This window comes from Micromonospora sp. NPDC047465 (assembly GCF_040643125.1).
Classification (GTDB): Bacteria; Actinomycetota; Actinomycetes; order Mycobacteriales; family Micromonosporaceae; genus Micromonospora.
In genome coordinates, this window is record NZ_JBEYTP010000075.1 from 1994 (window position 1) to 19364 (window position 17371).

The following is a 17371-nucleotide window of genomic DNA, read 5'->3' on the forward strand; positions in this document are numbered from 1 at the left end:
CGCACCTGCGACAGACGGCCGGTCCGCCGGCGGGGTGGCCGGATCGCCGGCGTCGTCCTCGTCGACGGGCAGTAGCACCGGCGCCCGGTCGGCCAGCGTGGTGGCGTCCACGGTTTCCGGCATGCTGCCGCCGGCGAGCTGCGCGGCGAGGTGCTCGTCGAGCACGTCGCAGATCTCCTGGGTGCTCGCGTCGGCGTCCAGGCCGAGCAGCACCGTCAGCCGCCCCCGTACCGGGTCCTCGGCGGCGTCCACGTCCTCGAGCTCCTCGCCGGCGTCAACGGCGTAGTCCGGGCGGATCGGCGCCCACAGGTGCGGGTACCGCTGGACGATCTCGTGGCCGTCGTGGGCGGTCGTGACGCCCTTGCGGACGATGCGTCGCACGCCGCCGACCGTGACGGTGCCCGGCTTGACCGCGATCAGCACTCTGGTCATCGTTGCTACTCCTCTGCCTGGGCGCGTTCGCACTCGACGCGCAGATACACGGGTTCGGACGGGCGCACCGTGGCGGTCACCCGGTACACCTCGCCGGCGCCGCGCAGCTCGTCGCCGCGGCGCACGTCGTCGTGCGGGCCGGCGTACGCCACCTGGTCCAGCCGGGCCCCCGACCGGTCCGCCGCCGTACGCTCGGCGGCGGTCGGCTGCGCCAGCAGCACCCGCACCTGGCCGACCTTGCCGAGCGTCTCGATCTGCCCGCCGGCGCCGTCGTCGACGAGCGTGGCCCGCCACACGTCCAGGACCGTGTGCCGCTCGTGAGCTCCGATGGGGATCACAGGCCGGTCAGGTCCTCGTCGGCGCGGTCTGTCGACCACGGGCTGACCATCGTCACGGACACGAACCCGGAGCCCGCCGCCGCGCGGCGGACCGCCTTCTCCTCCGCCTTGGTCAGGTACACGGCTTCACCGCCCTCCCGGCCGGTCCGGTCGTACGCCTTGGAGCTGTCGCCGATCTGCCGCTGCGACAACGCCTGTGGGTTGTCGAACGCCCGGTACGCCACGTCCAGGCAGATGTTGAAAACGCGGCGGGGCACGCCAACCAGCTGGCCGGCGTCGTCGACCCACGTGACGTCGGCGGTGTCGCGGATGAGGTCGCTGGCGGCGGTCAGCAGCCCGGCAGCACGCTCCGCCTCGGCGTCCGTGGGGACGTAGCCGATACGGAGCTTGCCGAGCTGCTCGACCGTCGCCAGCGGCGGCAGCTCATCCATCAGGGCGCGGTGGTGATCTTGATGGCGCGGGGAGTTGCCCCACCCGCGTCGGTCACCGGGGCCGCGCCGGCGAACGTCGACACCACCGAGGCGTCGGACAGCCGGTCCGGGACGTACTGGAAGATCTGCCGCACGCCGATCCCGTTGGCCACGGTGGTGGCCGTCGAGTTGACCACACCGCGCGGGGTGACCGGCGTGCGGTTGGCGAACGCGAACCCGGACTTGTGGTACGCCACGGCGTGACCGGCGGTCAGGCCGGCGGACTCGACGAAGTTGAACCCGCGGTACCGGGTGATGACCGCGTCCCGCAGCGCCGACGGGCTGCCCGACGCGTCGACGCGCGACACGTTGTCCAGCGCCAGAACGAACGTGGCCACCTCCGGGCTCACGGCCATCCACCGGTCCGACAGCGGCACGTTCGCGCGGCCGAGCTGCTCGCGGGCCTCCAGGATGATCGCGTCGATGTTCGACCCGTCGGCGGTGATCGACAGCTCGGACGGCATGGCGTTCATCGCGGCGGCCAGCTCGGCCTCCGCGCCGGACGCCACCGCCTCGACCTGCGGGCGGGTGATCTGCCGGCCGAAGTCGGCGATGTCGAACGACAGCTCCTCGTCGGTGACACGCTTGGCGTGGTAGAGGTGCTCCAGGCTGACGTCCACCGGGACCTCGGTGATGTCGTCGTAGGTGATGAGGTCGCCGCGGTTGGCCTGCTTGCGGGCCACGCTCGGCTGAGGCACCCGCACGGTGATGGTGTCGCCGTTGCCGCCGGCGAACTCCTCGCCGGGGATGCGCGAGACGGTCATCGGCAGCACCAGCATGCGGGTGAGCAGCTCGACGGCGAGCGCCGAGACTCCCTTTGCGGTCAGGACAGCCACTGGTGGTTACTCCTTCATGTGCTAGCCCTCAGCGGCTACCCGCCAGGGCTCAGAAACCGGACAGGATCGATTCGGCCATTTCGGCCGGGGACTTCTCGCCGCTGGTGCCCGGCACCGCGCCCGAGGTGAGCTTCTCCTTGGGCCGGCCGCCGGCGGCCGGCAGCGCACGGCGTCCCTCACCGTCGCCGCCCTTGCCGTCGCCCAGGGCGCCCTTCCCGCCGGCGTCGCCGCCGGTCGTGCTGGTGTCGACGCCGCCCTTGCCGCCGTCACCGTCGCCGGTGCCCTTGCCGTCGCCGTCCTTGCCGCCGTCGCCCCCCTTGCCCTCGGCCGGCTTGAACATGCTCAGCAACTCGTCGGCGTCGGCCTCCAGCTCCTCGCGGGTGCTGCCGTGCAGCCGCTTGGCCTGCGCCGGGGTGAGGCCCTTGGCCTGGGCCACGTCGGCGCGCAGCGCCGCCGCCTCGGCCTTGGACGCCCGCTCCTCGAGGCCGGAGACCTTCTCCAGCAACTTGTCCAGCGCCGACTTGTTCTTGTCGGCCTCGCCGGCCTTCGACTTCAGCTCGTCGTAGTCGGCGTACTTCTCCCGCTCGCGCGCCAGCCGCTCCCGCACGATGCGGTCCACGTCGGCCTGCGTGAACGTCCCGCCGGCGTTACCGCCGTCGTTCTCGGTGCCCATCCGGATCTCTCCGTCTCCCGACCCCGGCGGGGTCGTCGGTTGTTCCCCCGGCCCGGGCGGGCCGGGGTGGTCTACTCGCCCGCCCGCGACCCGGTCGGCTCGGTGGCGGCCGTGCCGTCGTCGTGGGCCGCCTTGCGGGCCCGCACGGCGCAGTCCTTCGCCTCCAGCAGCTTGCGCAGGCCCGCGGTCAGCTCCGGGCTGTCCGGCAGGACCACGATCAGGTGCTCGGCCAGGTCGTGGAACTGCTGGCTCACGTCCCGCAGCTCCTGCGGCAGGTGCTCGTAGTTGAAGTGCCGGGCGATGTCCCGGGTGGCCGGGTGCCGGTCGCTCCACGTCCGCACGATGGGTCTCCTCTCACTGGCCGCCGGCGAGGTGCCGGCGGAACGCGTTGAGCGCGTCGTTGCTGGTGCCTCGCGACAGCTCGCCGGTGTCGGCGGCCTGCCGCTGGGCGACCTCCCACGCCTCCGCCAGGCGGGCGTTCGTGGCGAGGGTGCGCGAGCCGCGGTAGTACGGCTCGGCCGAACAGCCGCAGTGGTCGTGGGCCTCAAACCGGGCAGTGCGCTGTGACGTGTACGCCGGGCCCCGGGAGGCGACCATCGCGCAGAACGCGCACGGGCTGCCGTCGGTGACCCGCTGCCAGCCCTCCGCCTCCCGGTCGCGGCGTACCGAGGCGGCGAGGGTGTTGCGGCCGCCGCCGAGCACCAGCCGCGTCGCGGCGCCGGCGACGCGGACCAGGCCACGGCGGCTGGCCTGTGCGGGGCTCAGCCCGGCCTGCGCCGCGGTGGTGACGCCGTTCACGCCGACCAGTCTCAGCGTCTCGCGGACCAGCACCGGCGGCGGCGGGTCGACCAGCTGCGCGGCCGCGGTGCCGTCCACCCCCTCGGCCGACCGGAACCGCTCGAAGTAGGCGGCGGCCAGGCCGGCGCTGTCACCGTGCCGCTGCCGGATCAAGATCTCCGCCGCCGCAGCGAACCTGGTGAACGTGGCCTCCAGGTCGCCGGCGTCGAACAGCGTCCACAGCCGCGTCAGGTCCGCGAGGACGTCCGCGCGTAGGGCAAGCTGCGCCTGCCGGTGCGCCACGGTCAACTGCGCGCCGGCGATGGTGCGGGCCACCTACGCCTCCACCCCTGGCGGCAGGATCAGCCCGCCCTGGCTGGTGCGCTCGCCGCCCGTGCCGGTGCCGCCGGCCTGCCGCTCCAGCAGTGCGGTGAGGTTGCCCAGCGCATCGCCCTGTGCGGCGGTGGTCTTCCAGCGCCGAACGTCCTGCGCGGTCGCCCCGGGCACCCGGTCCCAGAGCTCCTGGGGCGGGATGCCGAGCATCTGCGCGAGCTTGCCCAGCCCGTCGACGACCGCGCCGAACGCGCGGGCCGAGGTGTCGCGCCAGACCACCTGCGTGTCGTCTGGCAGCGGCTCGCCCATCATCGCGGCGACGACTTCCATCGTCTGGAGATGCGATGCCCCCAGCCCGGTTTGCCGCTCGTCGGCCTTGCGCTCGCGGCCGATCTCCGCCGCGGCGAGGGCCTCGGCGGAGAGGTTGACCAGCTGGCCGGTGAGCTCGTGCACGGGCGTCTGCGACAGGGTGGCGGCGTACTTCATGCCTGACTCGCGGCTCTCCAGGTAGCCGCGCAGCTCCGTCTGGGAGAACTCGCCGAGGGCGATGTCGTCGGGGTGCTCCTCGAAGGTCCACATCTGCGACGCCGCGGCGCGCATCTTCGCGTCGCTGCTGGGCGGAGTCCAGCCGGCGATCCACCGTTGCCGGAACGCCGAGTACCACTCCGCCGCCCGCAGGCTGAACGACGTGAGGTTGATCTGGTCTTGCAGCGGGATCAGCGGCGCCACCTGCCCCGTCACCATGCGCAGCTCGCCGAGACCACCGGGCCCGCCGGCGAGGACCTCCGGCTCGGCGTCGTCGTCGAGGTCCAGGTCCTCGGCGTCGCGGTAGCGCACCACCGGCGTCCACGGCGACCCGTGCGGCACCGGCTCACCACCGAGCTCGAAGCCGGACGAGGCGCCCTGGCGGGTCAGCGGCCAGACCAACTCGTCGTCGTAGAGCCGCCAGTCGCCGGCGGCGGGCCGCTTCTCCAGCGCGTACCGGGGCCAGTCCGGATCGTCGCCGTACTGCGCGGTGAGCATCCGCGGCGACACCGGCCGCATCACCGGCACCGGGTCGCCGGGGGTCATCACCATGTAGCCGGTGCCGTAGGCCACGGTCGCCCGGTACAGACCCGACTGGTGCTTGGCCATGCGGTTGGCCGTCCACGCCGACCACAGGGGCACCGTCACGTCGTCGCCGGACTTTGCGTCCGTGGCGCGCAGCCCGTCGACGAACAGCGCCTGAGTCAGGGACTCCACGACGATCTCGATGACGTTGACCCGCGACGTGCGGGCCATTTCCCGAACCTCGCTCGGCGCCGAAGACGGGACCACTGCCGGCAGACGCTGCCGGCCCCGCCAGTACCGGCGCAGGATGTCCAGCTGCGCCCGCTCGCCCGTCTGCAGCTCCGCCAACTCGGCGGCCTTCGCCAGGGCTTCGTCCTTGGACAGCGCCATCTAGAAGAACACCGCCTCTCCTGACGTCCTGCGGATGCGGACTCTGCCGCTGTTGAGGGCCAGCCGCCGGCCCATACGTGCGCCGACCATGCACACCGCCAGGTCGACCAGCTTGTTGGAGTCCCGGGTGACCTTGCCGAGCGAGACACCCCACGGGTTGGTGCGCCGGCGCGCGTTGTGGGTGTGCATCCGCAGCGCCGGGTGCCCGTCGTGGGTGAGCGGCAGCCGCTCGTCCTGGGCGTCGGCCCGCTCTGCCCGACCGTCCTCGTCGACGTCCGGGCGGGCCTGCTCGGCGGCGCCCTCGATGTCGACCACCGTCTGCATCGCCGCCTGGGTGAACATCTGGTTGCGCAGCACCGCGCCCGGCATCTTGATCCGCATGTCGAACAGCACCGAGTGGCCCTGGCGGGCACCACCCGGGGTGGCCCACACGCGCAGCTGACGCCGGAAGTCCCGGTGCCAGCCGTCGATGACCTCCATCCAGTACAGCGACTCGTCCTCGTCGTCGCGCGCCGGCGACGGGTCGACGCCGAACCACACCACCCGGTACCGGGCGAAGGCCATCCGCACGGCGGCGTCGACCTCGTGCCGCGGCGCGAGCCAGCCCTTGCCGCGGGCGCCGTGCGGGCGCTGCCACACGCCCAGGGTGAACACGTGCCCGTCGGAGATCCGGCACGCGACCAGCCCGGTGGCGTCGCCGCTCTTCGAGCAGTCGAGGAACATGGCGATCTGCTCACGGTCGGCCACCACCGTTGCCGGGCGGGCCAGCGCGTCGAACGCGCGCGGGTCGACCCAGGCGTCCTCGCGGGTGCCCAACCCGTTGAAGTAGTAGCGGATCGAGTCGCCGACCGGCGTCTCCGGGTCGAGCATCTCCCCGTTGAGGCGCTCCAGGTCCGCCCACGGGGCATCCATGTAGGCGGCGGCCAGGCCACGCATCCGCTGCTCGTCGTCGAACACGTCCAGGTCCGGCGGGGCCTCGATCGAGTCGTACAGGATGTCGCGCAGCTTCGCCTGCCCGGACACCTGCTTCTGCCACGCCTCGTACGACCGCTCGGCGATCGAATCGCTGCTCTGCTCGTGAGCGTTGGTGCCGTCGCACACGCGCGCCTGAAGCTCGGCCGGGCTCTTGCCGACGTTGCGCCGCGCCACCTTCGCGACCCGGTGGCCACCACTGGACTCGGTCATGTGGTGCGTCTCGTTCAGCCAGATGAAGGTAGCCGGGTCACCCTCGGCGGAGGCCTCCGACGCGGTCAACACCTCCAGTCGGCCGCCGCCATCGGTCAGGATCGTGCGGGTCTCCCCGCAGTCGATGCCGTAGTGCTGCCGGGTCACCTTCGGCAGCATCGCGTTGGCCACCCGCAGCACGTCCTTGGACTGCGCCTCCGAGTTGCTGGCGATCTGCACCAGCGGCATCCGGTGCCGCACACCAACCCAATGGCCATCCCGCCACACCAGGTGGCTCGGTCCGATCAGCTCGATGTCGCACAGCGCCGCGCCGAACGGGTCCTTCCCGGTACCCTTGGCTCCCCTCTTCACCCCGCGCCGGTAGAGCCACCGCCCGGTCTCCGGGTCGTAGGCGTACCACAGGTGCAGGAACCGCCTCTGCCCCGGCGTGAACTGCCACTCGTCGCCGCTGAGGTGGTGGATCAGCCCCGGCTCGCCGGTCTCGTCGTAGCTGCGCCACTCCGCCCAGGAGATGATCTGCGGTCCAAGGCTCGGCGGCAGGTCCTCCAGCCGCTCCGGCCACGGCAGCGAGCACCAGGCCCCGGTGCCGTTCCACCGGTCCAGGTAGTAGCCGGGCGGCAGCTCCAGCTGGTCAGCCACCGTACATGTCGCGGTAGTCGTCGAGCTTGACCACACCGCCAGCGCCCTCGCCGGCGGCGGCCGGCGCGGTCTTCGGCTCGACGTAGCGGATACGCAGATCCCGCCTCGAGTCCAGCGTGACGCCGAGCAGCTTCTCCCGGATCCGCACCTCGGACGCGGCGCCGGTGCCCTCGGTCCAGCGGGCGTGCTCCTCGGCGGAGTCCAGGGCGAACTGCCAGTCCGACGGGGTCCACAGCCGGCAGTGCGGCATCACGCTGATCGTCGCCCACCACCGCCGGGTCGCCGCCGGCCAGGTACCGCGCTTGGTCTGCCAGGCGCCGTCCTCGTCCTTGACTCGCACCATCCGCGTCGGCAGTGACGGAACGTCACCGCTGTAGGGGGTGTTCTCCACCTCGTGCCAGTCGTGGGTGGCCGGGTTACGGTGCCGGACCTGACTGCGGTCGTCCTTGGGCTTGCGACCAGCGACCCCCACCGAAACCACCTCCTAGCAGGGCGTATAGATTTTGAGTTTCGTACAGGCTGGCAGACGCTAACCCCCGCCGCTCAGCGGTCCCCGGGGGCGGGGGGCTCCCCCCACCCCCGGTCACTGTCCGTCACCGCAGGCCCGGGTGCCGGCCCGTCGACGGGCGCAGACGCGTCGGCCTGGCCGCGTTCGCCGCCGCCGCTCCCTGCTGGCCGGTGCGGTGCGCGTGGCACCTGGCGCACACCCCGCGCAGATTCCCGTCCGAGTGATCAGCCGCGTCGTCGATGTGGTCGACCTCCACGCTGGCCGCACCACGGCAGTGCGTGCGCAGCGTGCACGTCGGGTCGCGACGCAGGATCCGGGCACGGGTACGAGACCAGCCCTTGGGCATGGGAGCGGTACGCCATGCGGTGGGGGGTCTGCTCTCACGGGGGGACATCGCTCACCACCCCTGGGATAAGCGAACGCCCCGCACCAGGTAGGTACGGGGCGTTCGGTTGGCTGGCTGTTGGCCAGCCTCATCGCGATAAGCGGTAGACCATCTGTAGGCGCACTGGTCCTACTGGCAGATGAGCGTACGCCCTGCTCAGGCGGTGATCAAGTTGGGGTCTCCGACGGGGCGTCGACCGCTTCCTTCGTGGCCCGCTCGGCAGCCCGCCGGGCCCGCTCCTCCTCGTCACGCCGGCGCTGCTCGGCCACCTGGTCGAGCAGGTCCAGCACGTCGCCGAACCGGTAAAGCGGCCGCCGCCACTCGTCGCGCACGGCCTCGGCCGGGCCCTCCTCCCCGTCCGACAGAGGCACGGTGACCGGCCGCAGCCGGCCGCGCTGGGCGAACGCGCGCAGCTGCCCCGGCGTGCACGCCCGGCCGAGCCGGGCCGCCGCGGTGGCCAGCTGGGTGGCGGTGCCGCGTACGTCGCGGGCCTCATCGAGCAGCCACCGCACGCGGGGGCCGGTCTGGTGCGTGGTCTGGCAGCCGGGGCAGCGGACCCACGTCACGCCGGGCCAGGCGTACAGGTCGGTCGTGCACAGCCGGCCCGGGTCACCGTCGATCGGTGCCGAGCACGTGCCCGCGTACCACCGGTCCGCCGGGTTCTCCACGAGGCGCTTGACCGCGTGCGCCGCGCCTAGCAACTCCTCGCCGGCGTCGGACGCGTCCGGCTGGCGGCGCAGCCAGTGCAGGTGCTCCTGCACGAAGCGGGCCGCGGCCGCCACCGGGTGCTCGGCCTGGCGGACGCGGATCGCGTCGCACGAAGGGTGGCCGCACCGGCCGGGCAGCGCGGCCCACCCGGCGCCAGCGCACAGCGGCCCGACCATGCGGGGGCGTCGGCGAGGCAGCGGCACGCCCCGGGCGGTGGCGATGTGGTCCATCCACGTCACCACGACGTGCGACGCCGCCCACGCCGCGGCCGACGCCTCCAGGTCGACGGGGATCGGCGGCTCGGCGGAGCGTGGGCCGTCGCGGTCGCCGTAGCGGGCCTGCCGGGCCACGTTGACGTCCGGCTCGCCGGCGAGGTCGGCCATGTCCCGCAGCGCCTGCCCCACGGGCCGATAGCAGCTCTGGCAGACGTATCCGCCGGTCGGGTCCGGGCGCCCACACCAGGCGCAGTTGTGAAAGGTCACAGGTCCTCCTCGGCGGCCGGTGGGGTGGCGGGGACAGCTCCGGGAGGCCAGACGTATCCGCCCTCGGGAGGCGGGGGAGTCGGGGGCCGGGAGCGCCGGTGGTAGATGTCCGGGGAGTCCGGGGGGCGGGCGGGTTGGCTGCGGGGCGGGGTGGGACCAGGGTGGTCAGGCCGGTGCCCGACCCGACCCTGCCCGGTACCCCCTGCGAGCTGCGCGGGCCGCTGTTCGTGCTGGTGATCGCTGTTCTGCAGATACACGTCACCCGTGGTGCTGTCGTTTGGATCAGCGTTGGAGTCGTCTGGTCGATCAGTGATCGGATCAGTGATCGGATCAGCGTCTGATCGGTGATCGGTCGCTGTTTCGTCGGTGATTGGTTGGTGATCTGGGAGGTCGTTGAGGACCTGGTCGCGCTTGGACCACACGGCGCGTTCCTGCGGGGTGGGCTCGGGCAGCAGCGCCATGTCTGCCTCGTACGGCGTCCTGTGCCCCTTGTGTTCGTTGCAGCGGCCGCAGGCGACGACGAGGTTGGTGGCGTCCTCGCCGGCGGGCCGGTCCGGGTCGACGTGGTCGTGGGTGAGGACCTTGCGGCGGTCGCGGGCCCGGCCGGCCTTGGCCGAGAGCGGCCCGGATCGGCAGTAGCGGCAGCAGCCGGCGTCGCGGGCGTAGACCATGGCCTTGAGCGGCGCCGAGCGCAGGTCGGCCTTCTGCGCCCGGTTGCGCTCGTACTCGGCGCGCGACGGGTTGCGGCGGAGGAAGTTGTGGATCCGGTAGGCGTAGCCCTCGATCCATGCCTCGCCGAGGCAGGGGCAGTCGTCGTCGGGGCGGTGCAGCAGGGGCTGCTCGTCGAGGACCGGGGTGCACAGCAGGTCGAGCCACCGGCGGCGGCGGGCGTAGCGGGCGGCGGTCTGTTCGGTGAGGTAGCCGTCCTTCTTGATGTGCGATGCCTTGGCCTTGAGTCGGCAGTAGGCGGCTTGGAGGTGGTCGACGAGGTTGGCGTCGCCGCCGGCGAGGACGTCCCACACGGCCTCGTCGGCGAAGGTGTCGCTTTCCAACCAGTAGGGCATGCGTATCCGCCTAAGATCAACTCTGTTCGATGGCTGTTCTAAAACGCGTTTGGCGCGGCCACCCCGTGGTCGGAGCGGCCGCGCCGTACGCGGGCGGTGCTTGGTCAGCGGCGGAACATCCGCTGCCACCACGGGCGGGCCCGGTCACGCTCGCGGATGCGGTCCTGCAAGCAGGCTGTGCACAGGTCGCCTTCCATCGGGTCCAGACCGACGGCGAGCTGCTCGGCGCCCGTGGCCCAGCCGCAGCCGCCGAGGCAGGCCCGAGCCTCGGTGCAGCCGCACCGCCGGCACGCCGCCAGGTCGATGACGGGGCCGGCCCCGTTGGCGGCCGCGCGCACGGCGGCCAGCTCCTCGGCCAGGCGGGCCCGCTCCGCGTCGGCCAGGTCGACCTGGTGGCGGTAGCGGTCCCGGGCGGCCTCGGCGACGGTCAGCAGGCGGTGCAGCTGCTCGACCCGGCCCCAGGCCCACCCGAGCCGGGCTTCCAGCTCAGCGCGGCGGCGCGTCTCGCGTTCCCGGTCGGCGGTGACCGCGTCGAGGGCCTCCCCGTAGAGGATGGCCTCGGCGGTGGCGTCATCCAGCTTGTCGAACGCGGTCGGGGCGGTGTCGGTCATCGGGTACCTCCAGGGGTGGCTGGCTTGCAGGCGGGGCAGCGGGATCCGGGCAGGGCCCAGATGGGGCGGTAGCAGCCGGCGCACGCGACCATCTCGTAGCCGGCCGGCGGTGACGGCTCGGTCAGCTCGACGACGTCGGGCGGGGCCTCGCCGGCGAGCGCGGCGTCGACGAGCGCGCGGCCGCGGCGGGCCCGGGCGGTGGCCTCCTCCGGAGTGCGGGCCTCCCGGGCGGCCAGGTCGGCCTCCCACGCCGGGCGGCCGCGCCGGCGAGGCCGGGTCACCGGGACACCGCCGCAGCGGCCTCAGCGAGCGCCTCAGCGGCGTCCGGGCGGCGCCCGGTGTCGCGGAACTTCGCCGAGCCTGCGGCGATCCGGGCCCGGGCCGCGGCGATCTCCGCCGCGCGGCCGGCGCTGGGCGCGGCGAGCATGTGGGCGTCACGGCCGTCGTCGACCGGACGACCGGGGGCGCGGTCACCGAGGTCGGGACGCGGTCCGCCTGGGTTGGTGGGGTCCCAGACCGCCGAGACCTTCGGCTGCGGGGCCTTCTGGACCGGCGGGTCACCGAGATAGTCGAGGCGGTGGCGTAGCACTGCGTACACCGATTTCACGTCGTGCAACGAGTCGCTGAGGGCGTCGACGAGCTGGGCAGCCGACCAGCCACGGTGCAGCGCCTCAGCGGCGAGGACGACCAGGACGTCACGGCGGCGGCCGATGACGGGCGTCGGCGCGTTGGCCCGGCGCTGGACTCTGTCGAGGGCCGAGCTGGCGGCGGTCATTTCCTCTTCGGTCGGAAGGGATTCCTCCTCCTCCCGGTTCTCCGCTGTGTCGGTGGCGCCGTTCTGCGGGGAGGGAGGAGGGGTTCCTCCTTCCGGGTCAAGAACAGGGTCAAGAACAGGGTCGGGTGACTTGCAGTCTGTGCGTGACGGACTTGCAGTCGCCCCGTCCGTGACTACGAGTCCGGTCGGACTTGCAGTCACCCCGTCCACGGGGTGACTCGTAGTCCCGGGCCGCTCCTCTACGGGGTGACTCGAAGTCGAACCGTCCTCGCGATTCTTCTTCGGCCGCTTCTTCCCCGCGTCCGCGCGCCGCCTCGGCGCGGGCGGCTCGGCGATGTCTGGGCGGCTCTCCGGCGTGAGCGGAGGCAGCCCATGCATCGCCCGGGCCTCGTTGACCCGGCCGACGTTGGCGAACGCGTTGTACGGGATGAGCAGGTCGTAGACGACCGGCCGCCGGTCCGCGCGGATGTAGCGGGCCAGGGACTGGTCGCCGAGGCCGAGAAGGCCGCGCTCGAGCATCGTGTCCAGGCGCCGCTGCACGGTGCGCTCGTGCAGCTTGGTCCGCTTACCGATCGTCTTCGTCGACAGGAACGCGCCGCAGCCGGACTCGTCGGCCTGGTCGGCCAGCACGGTCAGCACAGCGTGTTCCTCGACGTCCGCGACCGGGGCGTCCTTCACAGCCCAGAGAAGTGCGTCGAGACTCATGAGTCACCATCCGGTTGTTGCTCGCGGTACGGTGAGCGCTGGAGGCGACTCCCGCTCCGCTCTTGTGGGTGGGGCAGGCGGCGCGGCACCCGGGCAAGGGGTGCCGCGCCGTTGTTGTTGGGCAGGGTCATGCGGCCCGCGCCTTGGGGCGCAGGGCGTCGAGCAGCACCTTGCGGCGCTCCCGGAGGGTCCTGTCGGGCTCGTCCGGCAGCGGCGCCGGCGGCGGCAGCGGCCGGGGCTCCTGCTCGGCCGTCACCTTGCGGGGGTCGCCGTAGCGTTCGGCGAGGACGTAGCGCAGGCGGTCATCGGCCATCGAGCACCTCCTGGTCGATGAGGTCATCCAGGAGCGACGGGCCGTCCTGCCCGCTCGTCGGGAGCGTCGACGAGGCGGCCGCGGCGGCCTGCCGGCGAGCGATCGCCCGGCGTTTGCGCCAGCAGCTCGACCCGATGCGCCGAGCCCGAGACACGGGGGTGACGCAGGGCACGCCGCAGTCGATGCACTTGACCACGGTCTTGTCGGCGGGGCGGTGTGTCGGATGGGCCACCTCAAGATCCCTCGCTCGTGCGGACGTGGACGCGGAGGTACTGGCGGTATCGGCCGGCGTCGGGGCCGACCAGGACGTGGGGCTGGCCGACCTCGAGGAGCCGGCCGGCGCCGGCGAGCTGGGCGCGCAGCCCGGTCAGCTCTTCGAAGCTGCCGACGGCCCAGATCTCCAGGCCGAGGGTCGAGTTGGCGCGTGGCTTGGCGCTAGGCATGGCGGCCGCCGAACGGCCAGCGCGCGGGCGGGTGCTGGTTGAGGGCCACGTAGGCGGCGCCGGTGAGGCGGTAGCGGGGCGGGCGGGTGTAGCCGAGGCGGGCCAGCTCCGCGATCGCGAGGCGCAGCAGCCGGTCCCGGTCGTCGGGGTCGGTGACCTCCAGCGCGTCGGTGACCTGGTCGCCCGGGCACAGGCCGGGGTGCGGGCACGCCTCGGCGTCGGTGTGTTCGGCGGCGGCGGCGACCAGGTCGACGAGGACCGCGCGGTCCTGGTCGAGCAGGGCCAGCAGCGCCGGCGGCGGGGTCAGGTCGTCGTCCATCACCACTCCCGCTCGCCGAGGATCCGGGCCTCCAGCTCGCGAGCGGCGTCCGCGTGGACATCCGCCTGGACCGAGACTGCGACGGCGTTGTCGGGGTGCTGGGCGTCGCCGGCCTGGCCGAGCTTGTTGCACTCCCGACACGGCGCCAGCCGTGACCAGGGGTCGGCCGGCACACCGTCCTGCGCCACGAACACGTGAGGCAGGACGGTGGGCCGGCCGACCCGGCGGGGCGCCTTAGACACCGCAGGAGGCCTCGACGGTCAGGCCCAGCAGCGGAGCGATGTGCTCGACGACCGACCGCGCCTGGTCGACCGGGACCAACGTGGCCGAGCCGCCCCCGACCTGCAACGCGAGAACGGTGCTCAGGTCGGCGGCCTGCTCCAGGCTCCACCGCTTGCGCTCGGACTCGCCGAACGGGATGGCACCGGGGCGCTGCAGCTGGGTAACCACCAGCACCGAGTCCCCCATCGGCAGGGTCAGCAGGACCAGGCGCTGCGGGCTGCTGCGGTGCACGCCGCCGGCGGCCGGCAGCGTCGGCACCTCCGCGTCGCACAACGCCGGCTCGCACCAGTCCGGGTGCGGCAGGGCAATGATCGTCATCAGACGTGTTCCTCCTTCGGTAACCGGGGCAGGACCGCCGTGTCGTCGGCGGCCGGGCCCGCCGGCGACGTCGGCCGGCGCGCGCCGACGGCGAAGCCGTCCACGCCGGCGGGCACGGGCTCCGCCGTCGGGGTGTCGTCGCCGCGGTCGTAGGTCAGCGGGTCGAGGCCGAACCAGGCCTCGTCGAACGCCGGCCGCTCGTCGAGCAGAGTCAGGGGCCCGAACTCCTCCACCGCGAGAGCCGGGCCGTAGAGCAGACCGCCGTTCGCGGCGATCAGCAGCGTGTCGCCGACGTCGGCGTCGTCGCGCTGGTAGCGGATCGCGAACAGCAGCGACCCGTCCGCACCCCGCCACACCTGCCCCGGGTACACCTCGGGGATGTGCGGGTGGATCTCCACCAGCGGCTGGAAGTGCTCGTCGACGAGGGGCAGGTGGACGACGTCGCCGGGGTGGTCGGGCAGGGTCACCTGCAGCTGCAGCTCCCCGTGCGCGACGATCGTCGCCGCCGGGATGACCAGGCGCACGACGGTGCCCGGCGGGGTGCGGTCGTAGGCGGTCACCGGGCGGCCACCGGGGTCGGAACCGGCGGGGGCTGCGGCAGCCGTCGTCTGGGCTGCACGGTGACCTGTACGCCGAGGGCCTTGGCGTGCTGGCGGGCGGCGGCCCGCAGCGCGCTGCGCGCCTTGTCCTTGCTCCGGCCACAGTCGATGACGACGACCTCGCCGCCGTCGGGCCGGTGGATCACCCGCCACCCGTCCTCGCGGGAGTAGCGGCCCTCCACCACGGCGTGATCGGTGTCGGGACGGTAGACCGTGTCGAGGGTGACGACCGCGTACATGGGAGCGTCGCGCGCGTAGTCGTACTCCCAGATGCGGATCTCCGGGACGCCGTGCCAGCGCACAGGCGGGACCGCCTCGACCTTGCGCCACGGCGGGATGGACCACGAGTAGCCCGAGCCCGTCTTGTCGGTCCACACCCGCACGGGCGCGTACTCGTTTTCCCGCTCGGCCCGCTCGACGGTCTCCCACCGACCCGCCGGCGAGAGGAACCGCCAGCCCTGGTCCAGCGTCTCCGCCACGGGGCGGATGTCGTCGCAGCCAACGCACTGCTTGGTGCCGCCGCAGCTCAGGCAGGTCGGCTCGTGCTTGTCGAGGACCTGCGCGGCCAGGCCCCGGCGCTGGCGCAGGACTCGCAGGACGCTGGAAACCGTGCGCATGCTGCCGTTCGGGTCGATCTCGCCAACGGCGACGCGCAGCTCGGTCACCGCCTCGTCGAGGTCGCGGTCGTCGGTGGGCAGGTACGGCACCCGCTGGTCGGCGTCGTAGCGGCGGGACCACTCGGAGACGGTCATGCGAACGCCACCTCGTCCTCGCGCAGCGCCGGATCGGCCACCGGGGCCGGCCAGATCAGCCGCGGAAACTCCACCGGCACGTCCGCGAACAGGCCCGTCACTGGCCTGGCCGGCGTCGCGGCGGCCGGCTCGCCGACGGCGGCCGGCGTGGTCGCCGGCCACTCCGGCGGGTTCTCCGTCACGTGCTCGGCGGTGGCGACTCCCGGGGCCAGGCCGTTGACCTTGCACCACACGTGCAGCAGCCAGCCGTGCCACTCGGTGCCGGCGTCGTCGTTGCCCATCCAGTGCCAGCCGCTGCCGACCTGGTCGTGGATCACCTCAACGTCGAGCATGTCTGCCCACGCCTCGACCGCGGCGACCTGGTCGTCGTCGAAGCGGAGGCTGACAGCGCCGCACTCGGGTGCCATCTCGATGTTCATCGGGGCCGGCAGGGACTCGGTCACCGTGCGGGCGATCGCCCGCAGCAGGTACGCCCGGTCGGCAGGGGTCTTCCGTGGCTGCCGCACGTCGGGCACCTCCGGTACGCTCTCGGTCATCTGGTTCTCCTGGTCTTGGCGGGTCAGGGACAGGTGTTGCGGGCCCTCTGCCGTTGCCGCGGCCGAGGGCTCGTGTTGTTCAGGCCGCATCGCGCCGCCGCTTCTGCGCGCTCGCCAGCGCCATGCGGCGGTAGTGCGCCCGCTTGAGCCGGTCGACGGCGGCCGCCAGCTCGTCCGGGCTGAGCACGCCGTCGGGGTCGGCCTTGCGCTCCCACTGCTGCTGGCGTGCCGCGCGGGCGGGGGCCAGGGCAGCGGTGCGCTCTTCCTGACTGGTCACCCGGGACCAGCGGGTCAGCGACCCGATCGCGGCGGAGAGCTGGCGCTGCGCCGGTGGCAGAGCCGCGAATCCCCGGCTCATCAGGCCACGGCCTTGTCGTTACGGAAGGCGTCGGACCGTGCCGGGCGAAGGCTCTGCACCAGCGAGGCGTGGACGGTGACGCTGCACCGGGGCGAGTAGCCCAGCTCCAGCTTGCTGATGTACGCCTTCGTGACTCCGACGCGCGTGGCGAGCTGCTCGACGGACAGCCCGCGCTGCTTGCGTGCCTCGCGGAGCGCTTCGCCGTTGATTGCGACGAAGGCGCTGGCGCGGGACCTCCTGGGCGTCTTCATGGGGGAAACTGTAGGAACCTGTGGTGTGAGTGTCAACAGGAACCTGTAGGAACCCCGGAAAGCTGTGGCAAACCGAGGGAACGTTCAAGGTGTGATTTATTCATGTGCGCAGATGGTGTCGCGCTTACGGCACTGGCTATCTGTTTCCTAGGGTTTCCTGGCATCCTGTGGGGAGTTGCAGGTACCTGAACCAGAGGGCGCAGGCGGATGACCAAACGGATGAGCCCTGATGAGCGGGCAGCGATCGGCGACCTAGTACGCCGCCGACGTGCCGCCCAGCGCGTCAGCCAGGAGGCGATGGCAGGACGCGCCCCCATGAGTGCTGTCACCTGGGGGCGAGTCGAGGACGGGAAGTCCGTCCGGATTGGCACGTACGCCGGCGTCGAGGCGGCGTTCGGCTGGCCGCTCGGGTCGCTCACCCGGTACGCCGAGACCAGGGAAGAGCCGCCGGACGCCGACGTCGAACCGGTCCACCGGCCCGGGGGCATGGAAAAGGGCGTGCTGGAGAGCAACTACCCAGACGCGGTCAAGGTGCTCCTGATCAAGGCGCTACGTGCCGACGGCGACCCCATCGACGCGCTCCTGCACGCCGACGCGCCGGACGGGAACAAGGTCAAGGCGATCCGCGCGCTGCGCGAGCTCCAGGCCGAGTACGCGGCGGGAAGAGCGGATCCGGAGCGGCCCCGGGACCACTCGAAACCTGCCTAGTTAGCGACCATTCGCTTATCGGGTTTGTGCAGCGCGGGACGGAGCGCTGGAGCGCTCAACCGAACGACGCTCGGCCGGTCTCTGCTTGTAAGCGAGATGTCGCCGGTTCGATCCCGGCCGGGGGCTCCAAT

General features: G+C 72.7%; 27 protein-coding genes. 1 reads left to right on the forward strand and 26 read right to left on the reverse strand.

From position 1 onward, the window contains the following. The 26 genes from ABZ793_RS32965 to ABZ793_RS33090 all read right to left on the reverse strand — a co-directional run. The coding region (locus tag ABZ793_RS32965; RefSeq protein ID WP_357464598.1) for a hypothetical protein at positions 1-432 on the reverse strand (432 nt) is incomplete at its 3' end. A 5-nt stretch (positions 433-437) separates the two neighbouring features. Then, a complete protein-coding gene (locus ABZ793_RS32970; protein WP_357464600.1) occupies positions 438-770 on the reverse strand; it encodes a hypothetical protein in 333 nt (110 codons plus the stop codon). Then, entirely contained in the window at positions 767-1201 is a 435-nt protein-coding gene (locus ABZ793_RS32975) for a hypothetical protein (protein ID WP_357464602.1), read from the reverse strand. Before ABZ793_RS32975 ends, ABZ793_RS32970 begins: the two co-directional genes overlap by 4 nt. Beyond that, positions 1201-2076, reverse strand: coding sequence for a P22 phage major capsid protein family protein (locus ABZ793_RS32980; protein ID WP_357464604.1), 876 nt, complete (start codon positions 2074-2076; stop codon positions 1201-1203). Before ABZ793_RS32980 ends, ABZ793_RS32975 begins: the two co-directional genes overlap by 1 nt. A gap of 49 nt (positions 2077-2125) precedes the next feature. Then, positions 2126-2749 (reverse strand): DUF4355 domain-containing protein, encoded by a 624-nt coding sequence (locus ABZ793_RS32985; RefSeq protein ID WP_357464606.1) that lies wholly within the window; start codon positions 2747-2749, stop codon positions 2126-2128. A gap of 71 nt (positions 2750-2820) precedes the next feature. After that, positions 2821-3090 (reverse strand): hypothetical protein, encoded by a 270-nt coding sequence (locus ABZ793_RS32990; RefSeq protein WP_357464608.1) that lies wholly within the window; start codon positions 3088-3090, stop codon positions 2821-2823. 13 nt (positions 3091-3103) lie between these two features. Further along, on the reverse strand, positions 3104-3862 hold the full coding sequence (locus ABZ793_RS32995; protein ID WP_357464610.1) for a hypothetical protein: 759 nt from the start codon (positions 3860-3862) through the stop codon (positions 3104-3106). Continuing rightward, entirely contained in the window at positions 3863-5299 is a 1437-nt protein-coding gene (locus ABZ793_RS33000) for a phage portal protein (protein ID WP_357464612.1), read from the reverse strand. Beyond that, positions 5300-7123 (reverse strand): hypothetical protein, encoded by a 1824-nt coding sequence (locus ABZ793_RS33005; RefSeq protein WP_357464614.1) that lies wholly within the window; start codon positions 7121-7123, stop codon positions 5300-5302. Beyond that, positions 7116-7595, reverse strand: coding sequence for a hypothetical protein (locus tag ABZ793_RS33010; RefSeq protein ID WP_357464616.1), 480 nt, complete (start codon positions 7593-7595; stop codon positions 7116-7118). Before ABZ793_RS33010 ends, ABZ793_RS33005 begins: the two co-directional genes overlap by 8 nt. 588 nt (positions 7596-8183) lie before the next feature. Next, positions 8184-9206, reverse strand: a complete 1023-nt coding sequence (locus ABZ793_RS33015; protein ID WP_357464618.1) for a hypothetical protein — start codon at positions 9204-9206, stop codon at positions 8184-8186. Next, on the reverse strand, positions 9203-10270 hold the full coding sequence (locus ABZ793_RS33020; RefSeq protein ID WP_357464620.1) for a hypothetical protein: 1068 nt from the start codon (positions 10268-10270) through the stop codon (positions 9203-9205). The genes ABZ793_RS33015 and ABZ793_RS33020 overlap by 4 nt, the downstream gene beginning before the upstream one ends. A 104-nt stretch (positions 10271-10374) precedes the next feature. Further along, a complete protein-coding gene (locus ABZ793_RS33025; protein ID WP_357464622.1) occupies positions 10375-10881 on the reverse strand; it encodes a hypothetical protein in 507 nt (168 codons plus the stop codon). After that, positions 10878-11162 carry a hypothetical protein gene (locus ABZ793_RS33030; RefSeq protein WP_357464624.1) on the reverse strand — a complete coding sequence of 95 codons (285 nt, stop codon included), beginning with the start codon at positions 11160-11162 and terminating at the stop codon, positions 10878-10880. The genes ABZ793_RS33025 and ABZ793_RS33030 overlap by 4 nt, the downstream gene beginning before the upstream one ends. After that, positions 11159-12361, reverse strand: coding sequence for a hypothetical protein (locus ABZ793_RS33035; protein WP_357464626.1), 1203 nt, complete (start codon positions 12359-12361; stop codon positions 11159-11161). Before ABZ793_RS33035 ends, ABZ793_RS33030 begins: the two co-directional genes overlap by 4 nt. Before the next feature lie 127 nt (positions 12362-12488). Then, a complete protein-coding gene (locus tag ABZ793_RS33040; protein WP_357464628.1) occupies positions 12489-12674 on the reverse strand; it encodes a hypothetical protein in 186 nt (61 codons plus the stop codon). After that, on the reverse strand, positions 12664-12906 hold the full coding sequence (locus tag ABZ793_RS33045) for a hypothetical protein (protein ID WP_357464630.1): 243 nt from the start codon (positions 12904-12906) through the stop codon (positions 12664-12666). The genes ABZ793_RS33040 and ABZ793_RS33045 overlap by 11 nt, the downstream gene beginning before the upstream one ends. A gap of 1 nt (position 12907) precedes the next feature. Then, complete coding sequence (locus ABZ793_RS33050; RefSeq protein WP_357464632.1) at positions 12908-13117, reverse strand: hypothetical protein; 210 nt, start codon at positions 13115-13117, stop codon at positions 12908-12910. Next, positions 13110-13436: a hypothetical protein gene (locus ABZ793_RS33055; protein ID WP_357464634.1), complete on the reverse strand. Its 327-nt coding sequence runs from the start codon at positions 13434-13436 to the stop codon at positions 13110-13112. The genes ABZ793_RS33050 and ABZ793_RS33055 overlap by 8 nt, the downstream gene beginning before the upstream one ends. Next, positions 13436-13630: a hypothetical protein gene (locus ABZ793_RS33060; RefSeq protein ID WP_357464636.1), complete on the reverse strand. Its 195-nt coding sequence runs from the start codon at positions 13628-13630 to the stop codon at positions 13436-13438. Before ABZ793_RS33060 ends, ABZ793_RS33055 begins: the two co-directional genes overlap by 1 nt. Before the next feature lie 40 nt (positions 13631-13670). After that, positions 13671-14036, reverse strand: a complete 366-nt coding sequence (locus tag ABZ793_RS33065; RefSeq protein ID WP_357464638.1) for a hypothetical protein — start codon at positions 14034-14036, stop codon at positions 13671-13673. Further along, the gene (locus tag ABZ793_RS33070) at positions 14036-14596 is read right to left on the reverse strand and encodes a hypothetical protein (protein ID WP_357464640.1); all 561 of its coding nucleotides are present in this window, start codon (positions 14594-14596) and stop codon (positions 14036-14038) included. The genes ABZ793_RS33065 and ABZ793_RS33070 overlap by 1 nt, the downstream gene beginning before the upstream one ends. Then, entirely contained in the window at positions 14593-15387 is a 795-nt protein-coding gene (locus ABZ793_RS33075; protein WP_357464642.1) for a hypothetical protein, read from the reverse strand. Before ABZ793_RS33075 ends, ABZ793_RS33070 begins: the two co-directional genes overlap by 4 nt. Next, complete coding sequence (locus tag ABZ793_RS33080) at positions 15384-15923, reverse strand: hypothetical protein (RefSeq protein WP_357464644.1); 540 nt, start codon at positions 15921-15923, stop codon at positions 15384-15386. Before ABZ793_RS33080 ends, ABZ793_RS33075 begins: the two co-directional genes overlap by 4 nt. Before the next feature lie 79 nt (positions 15924-16002). Next, entirely contained in the window at positions 16003-16281 is a 279-nt protein-coding gene (locus tag ABZ793_RS33085) for a hypothetical protein (RefSeq protein ID WP_357464646.1), read from the reverse strand. Then, the gene (locus ABZ793_RS33090; protein WP_357464648.1) at positions 16281-16532 is read right to left on the reverse strand and encodes a helix-turn-helix transcriptional regulator; all 252 of its coding nucleotides are present in this window, start codon (positions 16530-16532) and stop codon (positions 16281-16283) included. Before ABZ793_RS33090 ends, ABZ793_RS33085 begins: the two co-directional genes overlap by 1 nt. A gap of 219 nt (positions 16533-16751) precedes the next feature. Here ABZ793_RS33090 and ABZ793_RS33095 point away from each other — a divergent pair, with 219 nt between their 5' ends. Then, positions 16752-17240 (forward strand): helix-turn-helix domain-containing protein, encoded by a 489-nt coding sequence (locus ABZ793_RS33095; RefSeq protein ID WP_357464650.1) that lies wholly within the window; start codon positions 16752-16754, stop codon positions 17238-17240. The last annotated feature ends 131 nt before the right edge of the window (positions 17241-17371 follow it).

Excerpts from the sequence above, each read along its gene's own strand:
- ABZ793_RS32975 (WP_357464602.1), bottom strand. The coding sequence starts at position 1,201 with ATGGATGAGCTGCCGCCGCTGGCGACGGTCGAGCAGCTCGGCAAGCTC.
- ABZ793_RS32985 (WP_357464606.1), bottom strand. The coding sequence starts at position 2,749 with ATGGGCACCGAGAACGACGGCGGTAACGCCGGCGGGACGTTCACGCAG.
- ABZ793_RS33000 (WP_357464612.1), bottom strand. The coding sequence starts at position 5,299 with ATGGCGCTGTCCAAGGACGAAGCCCTGGCGAAGGCCGCCGAGTTGGCG.
- ABZ793_RS33020 (WP_357464620.1), bottom strand. The coding sequence starts at position 10,270 with ATGCCCTACTGGTTGGAAAGCGACACCTTCGCCGACGAGGCCGTGTGG.
- ABZ793_RS33025 (WP_357464622.1), bottom strand. The coding sequence starts at position 10,881 with ATGACCGACACCGCCCCGACCGCGTTCGACAAGCTGGATGACGCCACC.
- ABZ793_RS33035 (WP_357464626.1), bottom strand. The coding sequence starts at position 12,361 with ATGAGTCTCGACGCACTTCTCTGGGCTGTGAAGGACGCCCCGGTCGCG.
- ABZ793_RS33040 (WP_357464628.1), bottom strand. The coding sequence starts at position 12,674 with ATGGCCGATGACCGCCTGCGCTACGTCCTCGCCGAACGCTACGGCGAC.
- ABZ793_RS33050 (WP_357464632.1), bottom strand. The coding sequence starts at position 13,117 with ATGCCTAGCGCCAAGCCACGCGCCAACTCGACCCTCGGCCTGGAGATC.
- ABZ793_RS33055 (WP_357464634.1), bottom strand. The coding sequence starts at position 13,436 with ATGGACGACGACCTGACCCCGCCGCCGGCGCTGCTGGCCCTGCTCGAC.
- ABZ793_RS33065 (WP_357464638.1), bottom strand. The coding sequence starts at position 14,036 with ATGACGATCATTGCCCTGCCGCACCCGGACTGGTGCGAGCCGGCGTTG.
- ABZ793_RS33075 (WP_357464642.1), bottom strand. The coding sequence starts at position 15,387 with ATGACCGTCTCCGAGTGGTCCCGCCGCTACGACGCCGACCAGCGGGTG.
- ABZ793_RS33080 (WP_357464644.1), bottom strand. The coding sequence starts at position 15,923 with ATGACCGAGAGCGTACCGGAGGTGCCCGACGTGCGGCAGCCACGGAAG.
- ABZ793_RS33085 (WP_357464646.1), bottom strand. The coding sequence starts at position 16,281 with ATGAGCCGGGGATTCGCGGCTCTGCCACCGGCGCAGCGCCAGCTCTCC.
- ABZ793_RS33090 (WP_357464648.1), bottom strand. The coding sequence starts at position 16,532 with ATGAAGACGCCCAGGAGGTCCCGCGCCAGCGCCTTCGTCGCAATCAAC.
- ABZ793_RS33095 (WP_357464650.1), top strand. The coding sequence starts at position 16,752 with ATGAGCCCTGATGAGCGGGCAGCGATCGGCGACCTAGTACGCCGCCGA.